This is a genomic window from Streptococcus troglodytae (assembly GCF_002355215.1).
Classification (GTDB): domain Bacteria; phylum Bacillota; class Bacilli; order Lactobacillales; family Streptococcaceae; genus Streptococcus; species Streptococcus troglodytae.
Genome location: NZ_AP014612.1, coordinates 1,667,375 through 1,689,889 on the forward strand (window position 1 = coordinate 1,667,375; position 22,515 = coordinate 1,689,889).

Consider the following 22,515-nt stretch of genomic DNA (forward strand, 5'->3'; position numbering starts at 1 on the left):
GATAAAGTGGCATGTTAGAGTAGTTATCTAACTTTTGAGACACACTTTACTGTCCTAACCTTTTACATTGTTTGACTTATTTTCAAATCCTTAATAGTTATTGACAATATATTGATAGGCTTCTTGAGCTGCTACGGCACCATCGCCAACAGCTGTCGTAATTTGACGAAGATCTTTTTGGCGAACATCACCGATAGCAAAAACGCCTGCTACTTTCGTCTTCATATGATCATCTGTTGGAATCCAACCAGCTTCATCTGTGATATCTAATTCCTTAACCATGCTTGAGACAGGATCTAAGCCAACATAGATAAAGACACCACCAAAGGCATGATTGCTTACTTGACCTGTTTTGACATTTTCAATATCAACATTGGTTACCTTAAGATCATTCCCTTTGATTTCTTTAACAACAGAATCCCAGATGAAGTCTACTTTATCATTAGCAAAGGCACGTTCTTGCAAAACCTTTTGCGCACGCAGTTCATCACGGCGATGAACAATAGTGACTTTGTTGGCAAATCTGGTCAAGAAAAGAGCTTCCTCAACGGCTGAATCACCACCGCCAACAACTAACAAGTCCTGACCGCGGAAAAAAGCACCATCACAAACAGCACAGTAAGAAACACCGCGACTATTATAGGTTTCTTCACCAGCGACAGCAAGAGGGCGGTGCTTAGCACCTGTAGCAATGATAACAGTTTTGGTTTCATAGCTATTGTCATCCGTAAGAACCTTCTTGAAATTACCCTGATCTTCAACAGCGGTCACAATACCATAGAGATTTTCAACACCAAATTTTTCAAGTGGTTCATGCATTTTCATTGATAGTTCTGGTCCAGAAATCAAATCATAACCGGGATAATTTTCAATATCAGAGGTATTATTCATTTGACCGCCGGGCGCACCTTGCTCTATTAGAGCAACTTTGAGATTGCTTCTAGCAGCATAGAGGGCAGCTGTCATACCAGCGGGACCTGAGCCAATAATAATTGTATCGTACATATCTTACTTTCCTTCTTTTTTTGTTCTTTCATTCTAAATCAATTTTATAAAATTTACCAATTTTATGCTTTGAACATTAGAATAATAGCCATAAAAGCAAAAGACAAGATAGGAATGGTGACCAAATCTATCAATAAAGCTTCATATAAAATTGTTAAACGCTCTTTAGAAGTCTTATCTTTTTTTCTAATAGCACGATAAAGAATCCAGCCCGCACTAACTAAAATAACTGCCAAAGCAGACATAAGAAGACCTTGGATATACAAGTTAAAAATCTCTACTAACATATTACCACCATAAATAAAAATACTCTGACTAAGAGCATTCTTATTATATCAAATAAAGGTTTTTTTGTAACTAGCAAAAAATTCTTCTGTGCGTTTTTCTTGAGGATGATTAAAAAGTTGATCCGGCGTTCCCTGCTCAAGAATATGTCCCTTTTCAAGAAATAGAACTTTATCCGCTACCTGACGAACAAAGCTCATGTCATGACTAACCAATACCATGGTTTGACCTGATTTGGCAGCATCAGCAATTGACTTTTCGACTTCACCGACAAGTTCTGGATCAAGCGCTGAGGTTGGTTCATCAAGCAAAAGAACATCTGGTTTCATAGCCAGAGCACGCGCCAAAGCAACACGTTGCTTTTGACCACCTGAAAGATGGCGCGGATAATGATTTTCCCGGTCAGAAAGTCCAACCTTGGCCAATTCTTCTTTGGCAATTTTAGTTGCTTCATCATCTGGTAATTTCTTAACAATCTTAAGGCCTTCTTTAACATTATCAAGCGCTGTTCGACGCTCAAAAAGATTAAACTGTTGGAAAACCATGGCTAATTTACGACGCAAGGTTAAAATCTCTTCTTTGCTAATAGTATCGAAATTAACCTTAAAATCATCAATTTCAATGCTGCCTGAATCAGGCTGTTCTAGATAATTCATACTGCGTAAAAAAGTTGATTTCCCCGCACCAGAAGCACCAACAAGGGCCACAACTTCTCCCTTTTCAATATCCAGATTCAGACCATCTAAGACTTTTTGTCCAGAAAATTCTTTAGTTAAATTGGAAATGCGAATCATTAACGCACACCTCCTTGCACAGCTTGATCCTTAACAATATGATCAGGAGAAGCAATCTCCATTTTCTTTTCGATAAGACGACCAACTTGTTCAATAATAATGCTAACACCCCAATAAATAATAGCTACGGAAATAAAGCGTTCAAAGTAACGATAATCACTGCCACCGAGAATTTGAGCCTGAGCAAACATTTCTACGATTCCTGCATTAAAGGCAAGAGATGTTCCCTTGGTCAAGCCAATTAACGTATTAATCAAGGTTGGAGTTGCCACCACAGCGGCATTAGGAATGATAACACGCCGATAAACCTGAGCAGTTGTCATCCCCAAACTCTTAGCCGCTTCAATTTCTCCAGAATTGACAGATTGAATAGCTGCACGAATGGTTTCACTGGTGTAGGCAGCTTCATTAAAGGCAAAAGCTGTAATCGCAAAAACGGATGCTGGAATAGCATTAATATTAAAGTCAGTCCCTATCTTTTGATTGAGCGCTTTTAGCAGTAAAGGGATACCATAGTAGGTTAACATCAACTGAACCAAGATAGGCGTTCCCCTTAAGAAAGAAACAAAGAAAGCTTGGATGGGATAGAGAATTTTAACACGATTAAGTTTAACAATGGCAAATAAAAGCGCCAAAATAAGACCAAAAATGGACCCACCTAAAGTCAAAATTAAAGTTGTTGGCAGCTTTTCTAAAATAGATGGAATGGCATCAAAGACTGCCCGCCAACTGAATAATTTACCATTAGGTAAACTGGAAATAAATTTGTCATACCAACTCGTCGTTAATAATAGATTAAACATAATTTTCCTTTTCTAAACGCTTTTAATAAGGTAAATGAGAAACGCGATCACCCGCTAAATATCGTTGACTTAATTTCTTTAGAGTCCCTGCTTTTTTTAGTTCTTTTAAGCGTTTATTAACAAAAGCCTGTAACTTTTCTCCTGTTTTATCTTTAGCAAATAAGAGATACTCCAACCCGTCTTTTTCACCGCCAATCTTGCCCTTGACATTGGTAACTTTCAAATTGATAGCTTGATCTTTAATAACAGTTTGAAGAGAAATAACATCGTAAAATAAAAAGTCGATTTTCTCTGCTTCTACATTTTGAAGACGTTGGGTTAGGGTAACGGTATTAGCAACATAGTGAATTTTAATAGCGGTTTTCTCCGCATGATTTTTATTCCAATTCTCAAGAATAGCAGCATAGTTAGAACCCGCATAAACCTCTACCGATTTGCCTGATAAATCATCTAAAGACTTATATTTGCCTTTTTTACTAGCAATGGCATAGTTGGATTTTGAAATAGGATTTGAAAAAAGATACTTTTCTGCCCGTTCTTTGCTGTAATTAAAATTATTGGCCGATAACTGATAACGTCCTGAGTCTATCCCCGTCAAAATAGAAGAAAAGGATACTGTTTCAAATTTAACTTTATATTTTTTAGACCCCTTGAAAATAGCCTTAACCAAAGCAATATCATATCCATCAAACTTTTTATCCTTTTTATAAGTAAAAGGAGCTGTGTCTGAGTCTGTTGCTACAGTGATTGTTTCCTGTGAAGCAGCTTTCACTGGTAAGGTAAAAACAACCAAGGCTAAGCTAGCTAAAAGAAGTCCTACCATTAACCTTTTGATAGCTTTCATATCATCATTTCTCCTAAAATAGTTTTATATCTCAGTCTATCACGATACACAAGCTCTGTATAATAGTTTTTTCTTATCACCGTGATAATATTTTCCTATCACTCCACAGCTTAAACACTAGAATCCTCAAGTATAAAAATAATATCCATCTAGTCAAAATAGATCGTTCTTACCAAATAGGACTAAAGCATTCGAAACTTAAAAATTGGGACACTCAATCCCAACTTTTCTATATATATCAAAAACGTTGTTTTTTAGCTTTACGATCAGCACGATTTGTAGCACGTTTAACAAAACGGCGTTCCTTACGACGTTTTTCATTAACTTTCCACTGAATTTTCTTCTTGTATCCTGGTTTGATTTTCTTCTTTTTCTTTTTGACCAGACCAATCATTTCCAGATCCAGTTTTTCCTGCGTTTTCTCACGATTGAGGCGCCGATCACGATCATAAGTATCCTGAAACTCCCCATTTTTTAAGACTTTAGGAATAAAGACTATCCCTAACTTCTCAAGTTCTCTGACCTCAGAATCATCACTGGGCTGATATAACGTGATAGCTGTACCAGAAAGACCATTGCGGCCTGTTCGGCCAACACGGTGAACAAAGAAAGATAAATCTTGAGGAATCGCATCATTAATCACATGACTAACACCTTCAATATCTAAGCCACGTGCAGCTAAATCTGTCGCTACAATGTATTCAAAATCCAGTTGCTTAACTTGATTCATAATCCGCTTACGTTCACGCGGCGGAATTCCCCCATGAATTTTTGCAATCTTAAGACCATTTACAGACAAGAAAGCATGCAGCTCATCGGCACGTTCTTTGGTATTGGCAAAAATAATAGCCAAATAAGGATTCAAACTCTTTACAATCTCTAATATTTGCTGATTTTTATCACGTCCCTTAGTTGAAATCAGCCAATTGCTAATGGTATCTGCAATGACTGTACTGGTCTTGATTTTTTCTATAATAGGATGATTTAGATATTTTTTCAAAAAAGGCTGTAGTTTTTGAGGAATGGTTGCTGAAAAAACAAGGATCTGTATGTCCTTGGGCAAACTTGTAGCAATCTTATCAACTGTATCTAAGAAGCCCATATCAAGAGTCATATCTGCTTCATCCACAACAAAAGTATGAGCTTTATGGATATCAAGATGTCCAGATTTAACCAGATCATAAATACGACCCGGTGTCCCAATCACAATCTGTGGCTGACTTGCTTTTAGTTTTTCAATTTGACGAAGTTTATCCGTTCCGCCAACATAATTAGCAAGCCGAATATCTTGCTTTGAAAAATCAGCAATTTGCTTAGCAGCTTCATAAATTTGTCTAGCCAATTCACGACTTGGTGCAGTAATAACAGCCTGAACATCTAAAGAATCTTCTTCTAATTTTTCAAAAATAGGCAGCAAAAACGTATGGGTCTTTCCTGACCCTGTTTTTGATTCACCAACCAAATCTTTTCCAGACAAAATAAGTGGAATCAGGCGTTCTTGAACCTGCGTCGGTACTTCAAAATGTAAGTTTGTCAAAGCATTGTTAATATAATTTTTAAATTTAAAATCCGTAAATAACATGTTAACCTCTTCATTGTTCTACTTAATTATAGCATTAAAAAGCCCAAGAAAGCAAAATGTCAATTCAACATGCTTAAAAAAAGTCTTCTATTCCAACGCCATACTAACAGTATTACTTTCTCGAAACACATCATTATCTTTTCTAACAGCAAAAAACACCCTGAAAGTTAGCTGATAGCAGTTAACTTTCAGGGTGTCGCAAATCATTATGCTTTTTTCTTTCTAAACGCCCAATAATAGAAAAAAAGTAGGAGGATAAATCTTCCAATAAGAACGCCAATGCGATAAGGCAAATCTCCCGACTTAACTGGCATTACTAAAGCAAAAGCTGTTAAAATAACGGCTAAAACCAAGGAGCATACTGTTTGAATTTTCACTAACTTCTCCTATAAATATAAAATCGCTAAAATAAGTAAACTCCCGAGAAGACCTACTGACCAAAGAAAAAAATCAACCTGCCACTCAGACCACTTTCTACCAGATTCTCTTAGACGTAAGCCTCCAAGTTCAAGATGGTGATGAAAAGGTGTCATTCTAAAAATACGCTGCCCCTCTCCTTTGCGTTTTTTGGTCCATTTAAAATAAGATACTTGAAGCATTACAGAAGCCGTTTCAAGCACATAGACAATACCAATAATCAGTAAGGTCCATTCCTGACGAAGTGTAATTGAAATGGCTGCCAGCATTGCTCCTAAGGCTAAACTACCAACATCTCCCATGAAAACCTTAGCTGGTTTGTGATTATAGACAAAAAAGCCTAGTAAAGCACCAACCATGGAAATGATAATCAAGAGAACATCAAATTGTTTTTGCATATATGCAATAACACTATAAGTTAGCAGACTGATAACCACTGAAATGGAAGCCAAGCCATCAATACCATCTGTCAAATTGACGGCATTTGAAAAACCAACAACCCAAAACAGAATAAAAATAATGTAAAACACGCCCAAATGCAAAGGAAAACCAAAAAGATTCAAAGAATCTGTACCGCTTGGTTTAACATGAACAAGGTAGAAAACAAGACCACCAACCAGCTGCAAGGCCATTTTTTGCCAAGCTGTTAGACCTTGGTTAATTTTTTTAAAAATCTTTAAGAAATCATCCAAAAAGCCAATAGTCCCATAAATTAAGACAATAAAAAGAATAGCCAAGGTAGCCCCAAAAGCAGGCCCTCCAGTAATATGAAGAACTAGTGCCCAGATAAAGGTAACTAAAGCTGCTACAAGAAGAAACACTGTCCCTCCCATAGTTGGAGTTCCGGCCTTAGCTAAATGTTGCTTCACATCTTCGTGCATTTGTTGTCCATTGATTTTTTTCAACTGATAGAACCGGATGAAAAAGGGCATGGCAAGAATGGTTAAGATAAAAGAAACAATTCCTGCGATGATTGTAGTGGTTAACATGTTATTCTCCTAGGGTTATTCTTATTTTTTCAAATTTTTAAGTTTGCTGCCAACTTTAACACTTTGTTCGGTAACTTTTCCAGATTTTTCCCTTTGAAAGTTACCTTGATACCAGTCCAATCTTCAAACTTCTTAACGTTTTTCTTGCTCCAGCCATACATATCAGGCATAGTATCAAAATGGCTGGTTAATAGTAAAACCTGTTGATTTTCCTTCAAATTTGAACCAACACTTACGGACGTTTTAATGATTTTATTTCCTGTACCAAGCACAATTGGGTGAACAAGATTTTGACGTAAGTCATCAGCTGTGTTACCTGGATTTTTTCCAATAACTTTTGGTAAATAATACTTAGTTTGTTGATCTTCAGGTGTTTCAATTGGTGCCAATAGCGTATCTTTCATTAATGTTGCCTCTTCTAAAACAGGATTAACAACATCTTGCCAGAAAGACACACTAAATGATTCTGGTTGTTGTAATGTCACATACATCAAAAAATCAGGATTATCAGATGGTACCATAGCAACAACTGAATAGATATAATCATTGCTTCCAGATAAGTAACCCGAACCATCGCCAGAAGCAATTTGGGCTGTCCCTGACTTGACTGCAACAGACTGATTACCTACTTTAATGACTGGACCACCCAAACTGGCTGAATAGAGAGTCCCATAATTAGGATCTGTTCCTACTGTTACCATATACTGCCGTGTTTGCTTCGCTGCATCTGCTGAAACAGGATTTCCTGACTCTTCTTTTTTCGCCGTACGGCTGCTTCCCGTTTTAGGGTCATAAATTTTGGTGATAAATTGCGGTTCTAACATAACACCATCATTAGAGACAGAAGTAAAGGCTCTGAGCATTTGTGTCTGTGTCACTCCAATACCTTGACCAAAGGCGCTCATAGCAATCGTTACCATATTATCAGATGGAAGGAGCCCTGAAGCTTCATTGCCCATTCCAAAACGTGTTGGTAAGCCAAAACGATATTTACTGAGATAATTAAGCCAGTTATCATTACCCATTTTTTGTTCTAGCAGCGTCATTCCTACATTACTAGAATAAGCAAATCCTTGAGCGAAAGAAAGATAGCCTCCTTGCGAAATACCTTCATTAACTGACCAATCTTTGATGGTAGCATCAGCAATAGACAGACTGGCATTATTATAAGTTTCGTTAGGATTGAATACCCCTTCATCAATAGCAGCAGCGAGCAGCATGACCTTCATTGTTGAACCCGGTTCATAATTGGTTTGATAAAGAGCATTTTGCCAAGAAAAATCCTTGGAATCCAAACCTTCCTTTGTATCGGAATTAAAGCTTGGTCTTTGTGAGGTTGCCAATATTTCGCCTGTTTTGGCATTGACCAGAGTGGCACTGGCCTGAGCACCCTTAGCCTTACTTTGGAAGACATCCATCTGCGTTTCCAAATAAGTCTGAATGGGAGCAGACAATGTTGTATAAACATCCTTGCCATCTTGAGCTTTTTTTACAGTTGTAGCAGCACCTAGAAGTGTGTTTCCATTTTTATCTTTTTGGTAGGTTACTTGTCCGTCTTTTCCAGATAAAATTTTATCAAGAGAAGCCTCCATGCCTGTTGCACCTACTAAGCTCTTACTACCATCTTTATTTTCTTTAACCTGAGCTAGACCAATAAACTGTGAAGCAAAGGTTCCATTAGGATACATACGGCCGGGACTTGTTGTAAAAGCAACCCCTTTAATTTTTGCATCTTTAAGTGCTTTGGTGACATCTGTCATTGTTCCATAAGTAATATTTGAACCTTTAGATCCAAAAGATACTTGCGTTAGCTTCTTTTGTTTTAACTGAGCAGTAACATAGTCCTTTTCCATGCCTAAATGCTGGTTAAGAATATCAGCTACTTTGTCATATTGTGAAGGCTGAACATATAATTTTTCACCGGAAGTTGATACATAAGATTTATCAATAACAGCATAAATATTATAAGTGGTTGAATCTTCTGCGATGGGATTCCCATTACGATCATAAATCGTTCCTCGTTTAGCCTGAACTTTTTGAACAGTTTGATAAACAGAGGATGCCCCTTTAGATAAATTAACTCCAAATTTCCGATCTGTTCCAATAATAATAATAAAGTTAACAATGAAAACACAAAAGATAAAGACAGACAAAATCATTAAATTTTGTCCGACACGTTCACGGTTCTCTCTAGGTACTCTGCGGTCACCCACAACATAGTCCAAAAATTTCTTTTTAAAATTTTTCATAGACTAGTCCACCTTCTTAATATTATCTTTTTGCACAGTAAGGCCTGCTTTTTGAGCAATTTCCGCAATACGATCATAACGGCTCAGTTCATTAACTTCCTGTTTAGCATTATTATATTCAGTCTCTCTGTCATTGATTTGACTGTTTAAATGGCTGATTTCCTGCTGAATTTGCAGGCTGCGGCTTTGCAAATAAATAATACTAACAGCCAGTGTGATAGCAGTAATAATAATCGCACCATAAAAAGCCTTTTCCAATCTGGTAAAGGTTTTGATTCTTTTTTGTAAAGCTTGAGAGAGAGCTTCGCTCCGTTTTTCATTTGTCATATTATTTCTCTAATTTCGAATTTTTTGAATGACCCGTAATTTAGCCGAATGTGCCCGATTATTTTCTGATAGTTCTCTAGCTTGGGGTAAGATGGGTTTGCGATTTACCAAAGAGAATTTCGGTTGTAAGTCCTTTGGAACAAAAGGGAGGCCTTTAGGAACATCAAGAGTGGTCACTTCTTTAAACAGCTGTTTCGTGAGACGGTCTTCTAAGGAATGAAAAGTAATGACAGCTATTCGTCCGTTTAAAGCCAGCAAATCTAGGGCTTGCGTTAAAGATTCCTCTGCTGCACCTAATTCATCATTAACTTCAATTCGAATAGCCTGAAAAATTTGCTTGGCTGGGTGACCCTTCTTCTTGAGTTCTTTAGCAGGCTTAGCAGATTTAATAATCTCAGCTAACTCTGCCGTTGTTTCAATCGGTTTCTCTTTTCTGGCACTTTCGATCTTTCTTGCAATTTGCTTGGAGAATTTATCCTCGCCATACTTAAAGAAAAGGCGTACTAAATCATGATAATCATAAGTATTGACCACATCAAAAGCTGTCAACTGTGCTTCTTGATTCATCCGCATATCAAGCGGTGCATCCTTCTTATAAGAAAAGCCGCGTTCGCGTTCATCTAATTGAGGACTTGATACGCCTAAGTCGTAACAAATACCATCAATTTCGTAGATTCCCTCATCAGCCAAGCGGTTTTTTAGATATCGAAAATTATCTTTGATAAAGCTGACTTGACCAGTCTTAACATATTGTTGCAAACGTATTTTAGCATTATCAATGGCTTTTTGATCCTGATCAAAACAATAAAGATGACCTTCTTTACCAAGTTTTGAAAGCAAATAGTCACTATGTCCTGCACCACCAAGCGTTGCATCAACATAGATACCATTTGGCTTGATGTCAAGCATATCAATCGTTTCATGCAAGAGTACAGTGATATGATGAAAATCATTAGTCATAGCTTTTATTTTACCACACTTTTACTCTATAATAAACTAAAAAAAAGCTATCTTATTATTTCTAAGATGAAAGCAAGAGCAGTTTTTAAAAGCAACCCTTCTTTAAATTAAACAGCTTTTTGTAACACATAAAAAAGCAGGACTAAAATCAGTTTATAAATGAATACCAACTGTCCTTGCTCTCATTTTCATACCCGCTTTATCTCAAGCACTCCTTTATTCCACAATAAAAAAGTGACGTTTTATTTATAGTCTCTATTCAAAATTTTGTCTGGCATTCCTCTTATGAACTTCATTTCTAATAATCGTTTATTCTCTAATCTGTCCTTTACCATTAATGTAAAATTTGGTACTGGTTAGAGCTTCTAACCCCATTGGTCCACGAGCATGTAATTTCTGAGTTGATATACCGATTTCGGCTCCCAAACCAAAAACAAAACCATCTGTAAAACGCGTGGAGGCATTCACATACACTGCTGCCGCATCCACTTCATCTTGAAAGCGTTCAGCTGTCTGAATATCTCTCGTTATAATGGATTCTGAATGATGGCTGGTATAGGCATTGATCCAGTCAATCGCTTCATCAAGACTATTAACAATCTTAACAGACATAATATAATCTAAAAATTCTGTCGCGTAATCCTCCTGACTGGCAGGTTTAGCATTTTTTAAAATCTTTTGTGCCCTATCATCAGCTCGGAATTCAACTGGATGTATTTGATTAATAGCCGCTTCTAATTTTGGTAAGAAATCCTGAGCAACTTTTTCATGGACAAGTAACCCCTCAGCTGCATTACAGACACTAGGTCGCTGCGTTTTAGCATTAACAACAATCTCGCTAGCCATGTCAAGGTCAGCAAACTCATCAACATAGATATGGACATTGCCAACACCTGTTTCAATAACGGGCACTTTGGCTTCCTTTTTTACGGTCTGAATCAGACGGGCACCGCCACGCGGTATGAGAACATCTACATAGTCCACTGCAGCCATCAACTCTTTGGCAACTTCATGGCTGGTATCTTCAACTAATTGAACTGCATTTTCATCAAGTCCAAAGCCAGTGAGTGTCCGACGAATCACATTGACCAGAGCCGTATTGGAGAAAATAGCATCACGGCCTCCACGTAAAATAATAGCATTTCCTGTCTTAAAGGCTAAGCTGAAAGCATCAACAGATACATTGGGACGGCTTTCAAAAATCATAGCAATGACACCTAAAGGCACACGTTTTTGAATGATTTTCAGTCCATCCATATTCGTATAACCACGAACAACCTGTCCAATGGGATCTCCTAAAGCAGCCACATCACGAACACCTGAGGCAATGTCTTGCAGACGTTTCTCATCCAAACGTAAACGATCTACCATGATAGCGCTAATACCATGTTCTTGAGCCAAAGCGACATCTTTAGCATTTTCTTCTAAAATATAAGGCAATTCTGCCAACAAAGCTTCCGCTACTTTAAGCAAAGCAGTATTTTTCGCTTCCGTACCTAATTGAGCAAGTAAAAACTAGCCTTTTTTGCATTTTGTCCTAAATTATCAATAGTTACCATAAGCTACTCCTTTGCAAATAAGGTTCCTATCATTTTTCCATCAAGAGCCCGTAAAATATCACGGGGATTGGCACCGTTCATCAGAATCATTTGACGGTCACAGTCAAAAATCATCTGAGCACTTTTGATTTTGCTCAACATACCGCCTGTTCCAAACTTACTACCTGCACCACCTGCTGATTTAAGAATTTCCTCGGTAATTTCAGTTACATTTTCTCTTAAAACTGCATTATCATAAATAGTTGGATTTTTATCAAAAAGACCATCAATATCAGATAACATAATTAAAAGGTCACTATTTGTGATATTTGCAACTAGAGCTGACAAGCGATCATTGTCGCCAAACTTAGTTGTATGATCCATCTCATCCACACTGATGGCATCATTTTCATTAACAATAGGCACAATTCTCATAGATAAAAGGGTCTCAAAAGTATTGGTCACATTTTCAAGACTTTCAGGAAATTCAACAACATCTCTTGTTAAAAGAATCTGAGAAACATTGGTTTGATAGTGCGAAAAGATTTGAGAATAAAGGCTCATCATAGCTACTTGACCGACGCTGGAAACAGCCTGCTGGCGAGCAACCTCAGCTGGACGCTTATCCATTTTCAAGATATCCAGTCCAAATCCCATTGCACCAGATGAAACTAAAATAACATCAAGTTCTCTATTCATCAAGTTTGAAATAACAAAAGCCAGCTGATCTATTTTATTCAAATCAATCTTTCCACTTGGTAAAACAAGCGAACTGGTTCCGATTTTTATAACAATTCGCTTGACATGTTCAAAGTTTCGTTTCATATGATTCATTATAACACACTTTTACTGCTCTTTAAACGCCCCAATAGTAGAAAATACCTTTAATAGAACTCCTTTTGACTTTAAAAAATGAAATATTTTCAAAACAAGTAAAATACTTTTATGAATGAGGATAAATCTTAACACAACACTTGTATAAATAAGCAAACAGTTAATTTTAAAAAGGGGTTAGGATGATAAAATCGCAATTTACCGATTTTTCTCACTCGCTATCATTTGGCAAGAGATACTGTAACACTCTAGCGGGCTGTTAAACGTTTTTGAGCCTAAAAACCAAGATATGAAACTTCCAATCAGCTACTGCGTAAACCTAAAACTACTGCACAATAAAAGGGTCGAAGCATTGTTCCAACCCTTTTATTAGCGTAAAAATAACTGTCTAATCATTTACATCTTCTGACTCCTTAGAAATAATTTTCCCCGTATCAGCATTGATTGTATAATTATATTCTGTTGTATCTTTAGTGAATTCAACTTCAAATTCCGTCACCCCATCGTCAATATCCTGTTCAATGGTTAGCAATGTGACTTCCTTTTCAGCAAAACCTGCATCCTTAAGAGCAATGCGCTTAGCCTGCTCTTTAGAAATTTTAGTTTCGGTGATATCAGAATGGCTTGTTTCCTTGTCACTTTTCTTTGTTGTTTGGTCAGTCTTCGTCTGAGCTAGTTGATTGTCATCATTGATGTTATCTTTATCACAGGCCATCAAGAGCGGGATTATAGACATCGCTAATAAAAGCGCTAACAATCTTTTTTTCATAGCACACACCACCTTTTTCTTTGATTGTAACCTACTTTAAGGTTACTAGTCAATAGGAAAAGCAGAATTATTGTAAAAAGAAGCATGATGAGGTATCTATTTTTAACTATTATCTCCCGGCTTCCTACCATGAATACCCTTTTGACGCTGAATTTCCTTTAACTTTGCAGGCGTAATATCATTGCCCTCTTCATCAACGATTTTGAGTCCTTCAATGTGATGGCGAATGCTGCGGCGATAGCCTTCAATGTACTCTTCTCGAAGCCTTGCCTGTTCTATTTTTTCAGCACCAGTTAATCCTTCTGTCTTCTTTTTCGTGCTAATTCATTAATACGGTCAATTTTTGTTTGTTCCATAAAAACTCCTTCCATTTATTTCTTATTTAATAAGAATAAGTCAACGCCTTAATTAAGAGATTAGGATATGAGACATCAAGCCTTATGACATATCACATCTGAACTTACTTTGTCCTAATTTCATTAAAAGCTGCGATAGTATTAGCTTTCTGTGCCAGATGAGCCAGTAAGTTTAAACGATTCTTTTTCACAGCCTCATCATCCACCATAACCATCGTATTATCAAAGAAAGCATCAATAATCGGACTCAAGGCAAAAAGGCGGTCAACATTGTCAGTCATATCTTCTGTAAAATGCAATTCTTCAACAGCATCGAAGAGCTCTTGTTCATATTCATTTTCAAAAATACTGGTGTCTACCATTTCATTATGATTAGACTTCTCTGCTAAATTAAAAACTCGCGATAAACTTTCAATAGAAGCTTTAAAATGACCCTCGTCAGCTTTCTCAGCCAAGGCTGCTGCTGCTTCAACCTCCAGACGAACAATATGTGTTGAACTGTCAAGCACTGCTTCTCTAATATCTTTTGGTACAGACTTATCAATCATTTTTTCAACACGGCCACGAATAAATGCCAGAACATCTGCCTGATTTTGATAAGTTAAGCTATCAAAGTCAAATTGATAAAGTTTGGCAACTAAACGATCCAAAGGGATTTCCCAACCGAATTTATCTAAAATACGAACAATCCCTTGGGTCGCACGGCGAAGAGCATAGGGATCGTTGGAACCACTTGGAATAAGACCGACTGAGAAGAAGGACAACAAGGTATCAAGTTTGTCGGCAACAGCTAAAATGGCGCCTACCTTGCTGTCAGGCAGCTGACCGTCACTGCTGATTGGCAAATAGTGTTCACGAATAGCGGTTGCAACCGCCTGACTTTCACCTGCTAAAGTAGCATATTTTTCTCCCATGATACCTTGTAATTCATCAAATTCGCCTACCATACTAGTCAAAAGGTCAAACTTATAGATACTAGCTGCACGCTCTATTTCTGCTTTTTCTTGTTCTGTCAAATCTGCCTGTTCTGCTAGATAAGCCGCAATCTGCTTGGTTCGCATCATATGCTCATATAAAGAACCAATTTTTTCATGGAAAGTAACCAATTTTAATTTTTCAACAAGATCCGCAATCTGCAATTTTTGGTCTTCACGCCAGAAAAATTCTCCATCTTCTAAGCGTGCTAATAAAACTTTTTCATTTCCTTTAACGACATTTTCAATGAATTGGTCATTACCGTTACGGACTGAAATGAAATTAGGCAATAATTTACCAGTTTGATCACGAACCACAAAATAACGTTGGTGCGTTTTCATTGACGTTACCAAAACTTCTTCTGGCAATTCCAAATATTTCTCATCAAAACTCCCCATAAAGGCTGTTGGATATTCAACTAAATTCAGCACTTCGCTGAGCAATGTTTCATCAATTTCAACAGAAACATTATAGATTTTTTCAATTTCTCTAATTTGCTCAATAATCATGTCTTCACGTTCTTTAGCATTAGCAATGACAAATTCTGCTTGCAAATCAGTTTCATAAGAGGCAGCACTAGCAATTTGTGTTTCCTGACCAAGAAAACGATGGCCTCTGCTGATACGCCCAGATTTAATATCAAGAAAATTAAGATCAAGGGCTTCATCATCCAAAAGAACAACAAGTGTATGAACAGGACGAATATATTCAAAAGTATGATTAGCCCAATGCATATTAACAGGGAAAGTCAGAGACTGCAAAACATCAATAAGACCATCTAAAACTTCTTTAGCTGGTTTGCCTGCTTCATTTTTAGTGACATAAACATATTCTTCGCCCTTGACCTCACGAAATTCAATGGCATCTGTTGTCAATCCTTTACCGCGAACAAATCCTTGGGCCGCTTTAGTAAAATGACCATCAGCATCCAGAGCAATTTTCTTAGCCGGCCCCTTAAAGTCTTCGGAGTAATCACTTTGCTGATCAGCCAAATTCACAACACGAATGGCCAAACGACGAGGAGTTGAAAACATTTCTATTTTTTCAAAAGAAAGACGATTAGTATCCAAAAACTGTCCCATTTTTTGACGTAACTGTTTAATGCTCGGCTTTACAACGTAAGCCGGCATTTCTTCAAGACCAAGTTCTACTAATAAATTCTTTGTCATGATTATGCTTCCTCCTCTGCCAAAAGTTTTTCTCGTGTCATTTCATCTAATAGTGGATAACCAAGACGTCTACGTTCGGCTACAAAGGTCTTGGCAGCCACACGCGCTAAATTGCGAATCCGTGCAATGTAACCAGCACGTTCTGTCACCGAAACAGCTCCACGGGCATCAAGCAGATTGAATGTATGTGAACATTTAAGGACATAATCATAGGCTGGATGCACCAGATTTTCCTCCAAGCAGCGTTTGGCCTCTGCTTCAAATTTTTCAAAATTCTCCAACAGCATCTCTTGGTTGGAAATTTCAAAAGAATATTTAGAATGCTCATATTCTGGCTGTTTAAAAATTTCACCATATTTAACGCCAGGTGCCCATTCAATATCATAGACAGAATCAACTTCTTGAATATAGGAAGCTAGACGTTCTAAACCATAGGTTACCTCAGCGGTTACAGGTTGTGTTGCTAATCCTCCTACTTGTTGGAAATAAGTGAACTGGGTAATTTCCATACCGTCAAGCCAAACTTCCCAACCAAGTCCGGCTGAACCAGTTGAAGGATTCTCCCAATTATCCTCAACAAAACGAATATCATGTTCCAAGGCATTAATACCAAGTAATTCAAGTGATTGCAAATAAAGTTCTTGAATGTTGCTTGGTGATGGCTTCATAACCACTTGGAATTGATGGTGCTGATACAGACGATTAGGATTTTCACCGTAACGACCATCGGCAGGACGACGGGAAGGCTCAACATAAGCCGCATTCCAAGGCTCAGGTCCAATAGCACGCAAGAAAGTGTAGGGACTCATGGTACCTGCACCTTTTTCATTATCATAAGCCTGCATCAACATACAACCCTGATCATTCCAGTATTGCTGTAACGTGAGAATAATCTCCTGAAAGGTTAGTTTTTTTGACATAATTTACTCTCTTTCTTAATAATTATATCTTGCGACATTTCCTTTTAAAAGCGATATTCTTTTGAAAAGAAAACAAGTGCATAGACTAGGTACATAGCAATTATCATTAGGTGCTTAAACCTTTAGGGTTATTAGCAACTTTGGTTAGGTGAAAGGTTTGTTTTTAGACATTTCGTCTCTCTTTTTTGTAAAATAGCTGACGCTGAGAAATCAAAAGAGCCACGCTCAATCACTCCCATGCCAACTGACATAGGGGCGTTTGAAACGCGGTTCCACCCTAATTTATTACTTCATTTATCTGATTGTTAGCTTGGCTATTAGCCAAGAGAAAGCGCCAGTTCATTACTTTATCTCACCCGACTTCCACTATCTCGGACTCGCTTAAGAAATGCCATAATACTTTCTTTCTGGCTAGTATTATAACAGAAAAATAAGAAGATGTCTAATAAGTTTTTTACCAATCAATCCTCACGATTGATATTAACTCCCATAACAGTCAGGTGACCATTGCTAATGAGTTTAATGACCAAACGAGCCAATTCTTTTGCAGGCATATCGAAATCAGACTGGATCCACCACATCAAAGTCCCAACAAAAATGCTGGTCAAATAAGCAACAATAAAATCTGTTGGTACGGGTTCTCCAGATTCTGTGACATTCAGTTTTGTTAAGAGATGATCATATTTTTGATGCAATAATTGACTGAAATCGTTTTGAAGAATTTCTTGAGAAATATTTTTTAAAACAATTTTAGCAATAGAGGGATTTTTTTCTAAACTGTGATAATAATGACTTAACAGACTCTCTGCTTTTTTGACCTTGACCGTATCTTCAGTGGTAACTTGTGCTGCATCAATCATATCGGACAGCTGCTCAATCATTTGTTTTTGAATGCCTTGCTGTAAGGTATCCTTATCGGCATAATGAGAATAAAAGGTTGCCCGATTAATCATAGCCTCATCAGCAATATCTTGAATAGTAATTTTTTCATAAGGTTTGTTACTCAGTAATTTAACAAAGGCATCAAAAATTAATTTTTCCGTCCGCAAATAACGAATATCAGTAAATTTCATGACATTATCCTCCTTAGATAAACAACAAAACGTCAATTACCGTTGCCTAAACAACACAATCACAAAAATTAACGATTGAATTTGATATTTGAAGATTTATAATATCATTATAACAAACGGACTGTTTGATAGGCAACAATCTGTTGTATTGCCACTGTCATTCCGTTGATAAAAATGTGACTAGAAGGGAAAACTGCAGGCTGAAATTAGAATTATGTAAGAAGCTCCTTTCTTTACAAATCAGTTTAAAATTCTAAGATTTACAGTCAAACTAGGTATTTTTATATGTATAAAGCTGGTATTGATGTCGGTTCAACAACAGTTAAGGTCGTTGTCTTTGACCAAGATTATCATTTAATCTTTTCACGTTATGAACGCCATTTTTCAGACGTAAAAGCGGCAACTATCAAGGTAATTCAAGAAGCCATATCTGAAATCGGCAATCAGGAGGTCTCCATTGCCATCACTGGTTCTGGAGGAATGGGACTGTCAGATGCGGCTGAAATTCCTTTTGTCCAAGAAGTTATCGCAGCAACTACCACTGTGGAAAAATTCATTCCGCAAACAGATGTAGTTATTGAATTGGGCGGTGAAGATGCCAAAATGACCTTCTTTGGGGATGCCCTCGAACAACGCATGAACGGAACTTGTGCTGGCGGTACAGGAGCTTTCATTGACCAAATGGCAGAGTTGCTAAAAACAGATGCTAACGGTGTTAATGAATTGGCTAAAGAGTATGAAACCATCTATCCGATTGCCAGCCGCTGCGGTGTTTTTGCCAAAACAGATGTCCAACCGCTGATTAATGAAGGAGCCCGTAAGGAAGACATTGCAGCTTCCATCCTTCAGGCGGTCGTCAATCAAACCATTGCTGGACTAGCTTCTGGTCGTAAGATTACAGGTAATATTGCTTTTTTAGGCGGACCGCTCTTTTTCATGAGTGAATTGCGCCAACGCTTCATTGAAACGCTTGATATCAAGTCTGAGAATGTTATTTTCCCAGAAAATCCTCAACTATTTGTTGCTATGGGAGCAGCCCTTGATGAAAATCAAAGCCAGTTAAAATTATCACAAATTATTGATAACCTAAATAACAATAGTTCTGATTCTCTTGTACCTAAAAGCACTTTAGATGTTCTCTTTAAGGACCAAGATGAGTTAGATACTTGGCGCCAACGCCACAATGAAGCTAGTGCTCAGTATAAGGACATCTCTACCGCTTCCGGTCCAGTCTTTTTAGGAATTGATGCTGGTTCCACCACTTCAAAAGTGATTTTGACAGATCCTAATGGCAATATCTTATTTAAACACTATGGCAATAATTTAGGACAGCCTTTAGAAAATATCATTGCTATCCTCAAGCAAGTTTACCAAGAATTGCCAAGTACTGCTTTCATAGCCAATTCTTGTGTCACTGGTTACGGAGAACACCTTATCAAGGCTGCTTTACGAGTTGATAATGGCGAAGTTGAAACTGTTGCTCACTTTAAGGCTGCCAATTATTTTAATCCGGGTGTTGATTTTATCTTAGATATTGGTGGTCAGGATATGAAAGCCATGTCTGTTCAAGATGGGGCGCTCTCTAGCATCCAGCTCAATGAGGCCTGCTCGTCTGGCTGCGGATCTTTTATTGAAACCTTTGCTAAATCTCTCAAATATGATGTTAAAGATTTCGCTAAAGTGGCTCTCCTAGCAAAACATCCTGTGGATCTGGGGTCAAAATGCACGGTTTTCATGAATTCCAAGGTCAAACAGGTACAAAAAGAAGGAGCCACTGTCGCTGACATCTCAGCAGGACTTTCTTATTCTGTTATCAAAAACGCCCTTTACAAGGTTATCAAGGTTAAACGGCCAGAAGATTTGGGTCAAAAAATTGTCGTTCAAGGCGGTACTTTTTACAATGAAGCTGTTCTTCGAGCCTTTGAATTGGTCTCAGGTCGTGAAGTCGTTCGTCCCAATATTGCTGGACTTATGGGAGCTTACGGCTGTGCCCTTATTGCCCAAGAAAAGTATGAAGATCATGCTCAGCCATCCAAACTCATGCAATTGGAAGAATTAACAGATTTCAAATCAGAAAAAGAATTCACACGATGCGGTCTTTGTGAAAATAATTGTGCTTTGACCGTTACTATCTTTAACGATGGCTCTAAATTTGTGACGGGTAATCGCTGTGAACGCGGTGCCGAAAAAGTCACCAAAATTAAATTTGACCGAAGCAAGCAAAAAGAAAATCTAGTTGATTATAAATACAAGAAGCTTTTCAAATTCAAGGCCTTATCTAAACGCGATGCCAAACACGGTGTGATGGGAATTCCTCGCGTTCTCAATCTATATGAAAATTATCCTCTTTGGCACACTATTTTGACTGACCTAGGATTTCGTGTTCAAATTTCACCAAAATCTGATAAAAAACTCTATCAAAAAGGGATCGAAACCATTCCAAGTGATACTGTTTGTTACCCTGCTAAAATGGTACACGGTCATATTCAGGCTCTTATTGATAAAAGGTAGATGCCATTTTCTATCCAAGTATCATTTACGAACAAGTGGAAAATAAGCAAGCACCTAATCATTATAACTGCCCTATTGTCCAAGGTTATCCAGAACTGATTGAAAAAAACATGGATCCAATCCGTAATAAAGAAGTCAAATATTTCCATCCCTTTGTTAATTTAGCTGATCACGAAAGTGTTGTCCAAGCACTTGCCAAAACCTTTGCAGATTATAATGATATAACGAACGAGCAGATTCACAAAGCCGTTGAACATGGCTATCAAGCTTTAACAGATTTCAAAACTGACTTACAAACCAAAGCAGATGAACTCTTAACACACTTGGCAATGAACAATGAAAAAGCTATTGTATTGTCAGGTCGACCTTATCATCTTGATCCAGAAATCAATCATGGTATCGCTAATATCATTACTCAGGAAGGTTTCCATGTGCTGACTGAGGATATGGTATCGGGTCTTGAAGAAGTTGATGGTTTGCGTGTTGTCAATCAATGGGTCTACCATTCTCGACTTTACGCCGCTGCCAAGGTCGTTTCTAAAAATCCTAATTTGGAACTGGTTCAGCTTAATAGTTTTGGCTGTGGTCTTGATGCTGTCACAACAGATCAAGTTGCAGAAATCATGCGCGGTCATAACAAACTCTACACCGTTCTTAAGATTGACGAAGGCAGCAATATGGGTGCTATTCGTATCCGTCTGCGCTCGCTTAAGGCAGCTGTAAAAGAACGTGACCAAAAAGTCAAAAAGGCTAAGCTTGATCACATTTTCAATCAAGCACCACAATTTCCACAGGAGCTAGAAAATGAAGAAGGCAAACAAAGACCTATCTTCACCAAGGACATGAAAAAGACCCATACCCTGCTCATGCCAATGCTATCGCCTATTCATCAAAATGGTCTCATTGAAGAAGCCTTTAAGCAATCAGGTTACAATGTTGTCATATTGCCAGCCATGGATCGCAAGGCGGTTGACGTGGGATTAAAATTTGTCCACAATGATGCCTGCTATCCTGCTATTATCACTATTGGTCAATTAGTTGAAGCCCTACAAAGCGGTCAATATGATCTCAACAATACCAGTGTTATGATGACGCAAACTGGCGGCGGTTGTCGAGCAACCAATTATATTCCGCTTTTACGCAAAGCTCTTAAGGACGCTGGTTTTCCACAAATTCCTGTCGTCTCTATTTCTATGGGAAATCAAGGAACTGAAGAGACTCCGGGCTGGAAGCTTAACTATTCTTTTGTCAAACGTCTGCTCATCAGTGTGCTTTACGGCGATCTTTTCGAACGCCTACTTTACCGCGTGCGTCCTTACGAGGCTATTAAAGGCTCAGCTAATGCTCTTTATGACAAATGGCTAGAAAGTGCTCGTAAAAATGTCAAATCAGGGTCTTACTTTGAATTTAATCGCAATATGAAACGTATTATTCGTGACTTTGATAAACTAGAAACGCTTGACTTTGGACAAAAACCACGTGTTGGAGTTGTTGGTGAAATCTTGGTTAAGTATGCTCCAACAGCCAACAATGACATCGTTGGTATCATTGAAAGAGAGGGGGGCGAAGCTGTCGTTCCAGATTTGATTGGTTTTATGAATTATTCACTGTTTAATCAAATCTGGAAAGCTGATGAACTCAATATGAGCCAAAAAACGAAACGCTTGGCTAAACTAGGTATTGATGCCATTAACCTCCTTGAAAAGCCAATGAATAAAGCACTTGAAAAATCGAAGCGTTTTGAAGGCATTGAGTCTATTTATAACATTGCTGATGGTGCTTCCAAGATTATCTCTATTGGTAATCATACAGGTGAGGGTTGGTTCCTGACTGGTGAAATGATTGAACTGCTTAATAATGATGTTAAAAACATCGTCTGTCTGCAACCATTTGGCTGTTTGCCCAACCATATCGTTGGTAAAGGAATGGTAAAAGAACTTCGCAGGCAGTATAAAGGGGCTAATATCGCTCCTATTGACTACGATCCAGGTTCTTCAGAAGTCAATCAACTTAACCGTATTCGTCTTATGATGACAACTGCTAAGAAAATACAAAAGGCCAAAATCAATGCTTAGTTTACAAATAAGTTTAAATGACAAGCTGTTTTTGTCCTAA

At 37.8% G+C, this 22,515-nt stretch carries 15 protein-coding genes and 4 pseudogenes; 1 reads left to right on the forward strand and 18 read right to left on the reverse strand.

Annotation, left to right across the window (positions count from 1 at the left end):
- Positions 1–90 precede the first annotated feature (90 nt).
- The 18 genes and pseudogenes from trxB to SRT_RS08120 all read right to left on the reverse strand — a co-directional run bounded on the left by trxB (position 91) and on the right by SRT_RS08120 (position 17,889).
- Positions 91–1,005 (reverse strand): thioredoxin-disulfide reductase, encoded by a 915-nt coding sequence (trxB, locus tag SRT_RS08030; protein WP_128833707.1) that lies wholly within the window; start codon positions 1,003–1,005, stop codon positions 91–93.
- Between the two features lie 62 nt (positions 1,006–1,067).
- On the reverse strand, positions 1,068–1,292 hold the full coding sequence (locus SRT_RS08035) for a DUF4059 family protein (RefSeq protein ID WP_002262095.1): 225 nt from the start codon (positions 1,290–1,292) through the stop codon (positions 1,068–1,070).
- A 48-nt stretch (positions 1,293–1,340) separates the two neighbouring features.
- Positions 1,341–2,084, reverse strand: a complete 744-nt coding sequence (locus SRT_RS08040) for an amino acid ABC transporter ATP-binding protein (RefSeq protein ID WP_002267023.1) — start codon at positions 2,082–2,084, stop codon at positions 1,341–1,343.
- Positions 2,084–2,887: an amino acid ABC transporter permease gene (locus tag SRT_RS08045; RefSeq protein ID WP_128833708.1), complete on the reverse strand. Its 804-nt coding sequence runs from the start codon at positions 2,885–2,887 to the stop codon at positions 2,084–2,086. Before SRT_RS08045 ends, SRT_RS08040 begins: the two co-directional genes overlap by 1 nt.
- Before the next feature lie 22 nt (positions 2,888–2,909).
- Positions 2,910–3,731, reverse strand: coding sequence for a transporter substrate-binding domain-containing protein (locus tag SRT_RS08050; protein WP_128833709.1), 822 nt, complete (start codon positions 3,729–3,731; stop codon positions 2,910–2,912).
- 238 nt (positions 3,732–3,969) lie between these two features.
- On the reverse strand, positions 3,970–5,313 hold the full coding sequence (locus SRT_RS08055; protein WP_128833710.1) for a DEAD/DEAH box helicase: 1,344 nt from the start codon (positions 5,311–5,313) through the stop codon (positions 3,970–3,972).
- A 206-nt stretch (positions 5,314–5,519) separates the two neighbouring features.
- Positions 5,520–5,690, reverse strand: coding sequence for a hypothetical protein (locus SRT_RS10890; protein WP_154662703.1), 171 nt, complete (start codon positions 5,688–5,690; stop codon positions 5,520–5,522).
- Between the two features lie 9 nt (positions 5,691–5,699).
- Positions 5,700–6,719, reverse strand: coding sequence for a phospho-N-acetylmuramoyl-pentapeptide-transferase (gene mraY, locus SRT_RS08060; RefSeq protein ID WP_128833711.1), 1,020 nt, complete (start codon positions 6,717–6,719; stop codon positions 5,700–5,702).
- A 1-nt stretch (position 6,720) separates the two neighbouring features.
- Positions 6,721–8,968 (reverse strand): annotated as a pseudogene (gene pbp2x, locus SRT_RS08065) (penicillin-binding protein PBP2X).
- 3 nt (positions 8,969–8,971) lie between these two features.
- Positions 8,972–9,295 (reverse strand): cell division protein FtsL, encoded by a 324-nt coding sequence (gene ftsL / locus SRT_RS08070; RefSeq protein ID WP_002262088.1) that lies wholly within the window; start codon positions 9,293–9,295, stop codon positions 8,972–8,974.
- A gap of 9 nt (positions 9,296–9,304) precedes the next feature.
- Positions 9,305–10,255, reverse strand: coding sequence for a 16S rRNA (cytosine(1402)-N(4))-methyltransferase RsmH (gene rsmH, locus SRT_RS08075; RefSeq protein WP_128833712.1), 951 nt, complete (start codon positions 10,253–10,255; stop codon positions 9,305–9,307).
- A 309-nt stretch (positions 10,256–10,564) separates the two neighbouring features.
- A pseudogene (locus SRT_RS08085) lies at positions 10,565–11,814 on the reverse strand (glutamate-5-semialdehyde dehydrogenase).
- Positions 11,815–11,817: 3 nt separating this feature from the next.
- Complete coding sequence (proB, locus tag SRT_RS08090; protein WP_161940046.1) at positions 11,818–12,618, reverse strand: glutamate 5-kinase; 801 nt, start codon at positions 12,616–12,618, stop codon at positions 11,818–11,820.
- A gap of 397 nt (positions 12,619–13,015) precedes the next feature.
- The gene (locus tag SRT_RS08095; RefSeq protein ID WP_128833714.1) at positions 13,016–13,396 is read right to left on the reverse strand and encodes a PepSY domain-containing protein; all 381 of its coding nucleotides are present in this window, start codon (positions 13,394–13,396) and stop codon (positions 13,016–13,018) included.
- Positions 13,397–13,498: 102 nt separating this feature from the next.
- Positions 13,499–13,752 (reverse strand): annotated as a pseudogene (locus SRT_RS08100) (DUF896 family protein).
- A gap of 104 nt (positions 13,753–13,856) precedes the next feature.
- Positions 13,857–15,896 (reverse strand): glycine--tRNA ligase subunit beta, encoded by a 2,040-nt coding sequence (gene glyS / locus SRT_RS08105; protein WP_128833715.1) that lies wholly within the window; start codon positions 15,894–15,896, stop codon positions 13,857–13,859.
- A 2-nt stretch (positions 15,897–15,898) separates the two neighbouring features.
- A complete protein-coding gene (glyQ, locus tag SRT_RS08110) occupies positions 15,899–16,816 on the reverse strand; it encodes a glycine--tRNA ligase subunit alpha (RefSeq protein WP_128833716.1) in 918 nt (305 codons plus the stop codon).
- 461 nt (positions 16,817–17,277) lie between these two features.
- The gene (locus tag SRT_RS08120) at positions 17,278–17,889 is read right to left on the reverse strand and encodes a TetR/AcrR family transcriptional regulator (RefSeq protein ID WP_128833717.1); all 612 of its coding nucleotides are present in this window, start codon (positions 17,887–17,889) and stop codon (positions 17,278–17,280) included.
- Positions 17,890–18,174: 285 nt separating this feature from the next.
- Between SRT_RS08120 and SRT_RS08125 the strand changes: the two are divergent.
- Positions 18,175–22,475 (forward strand): annotated as a pseudogene (locus SRT_RS08125) (acyl-CoA dehydratase activase-related protein).
- Positions 22,476–22,515 lie beyond the last annotated feature (40 nt).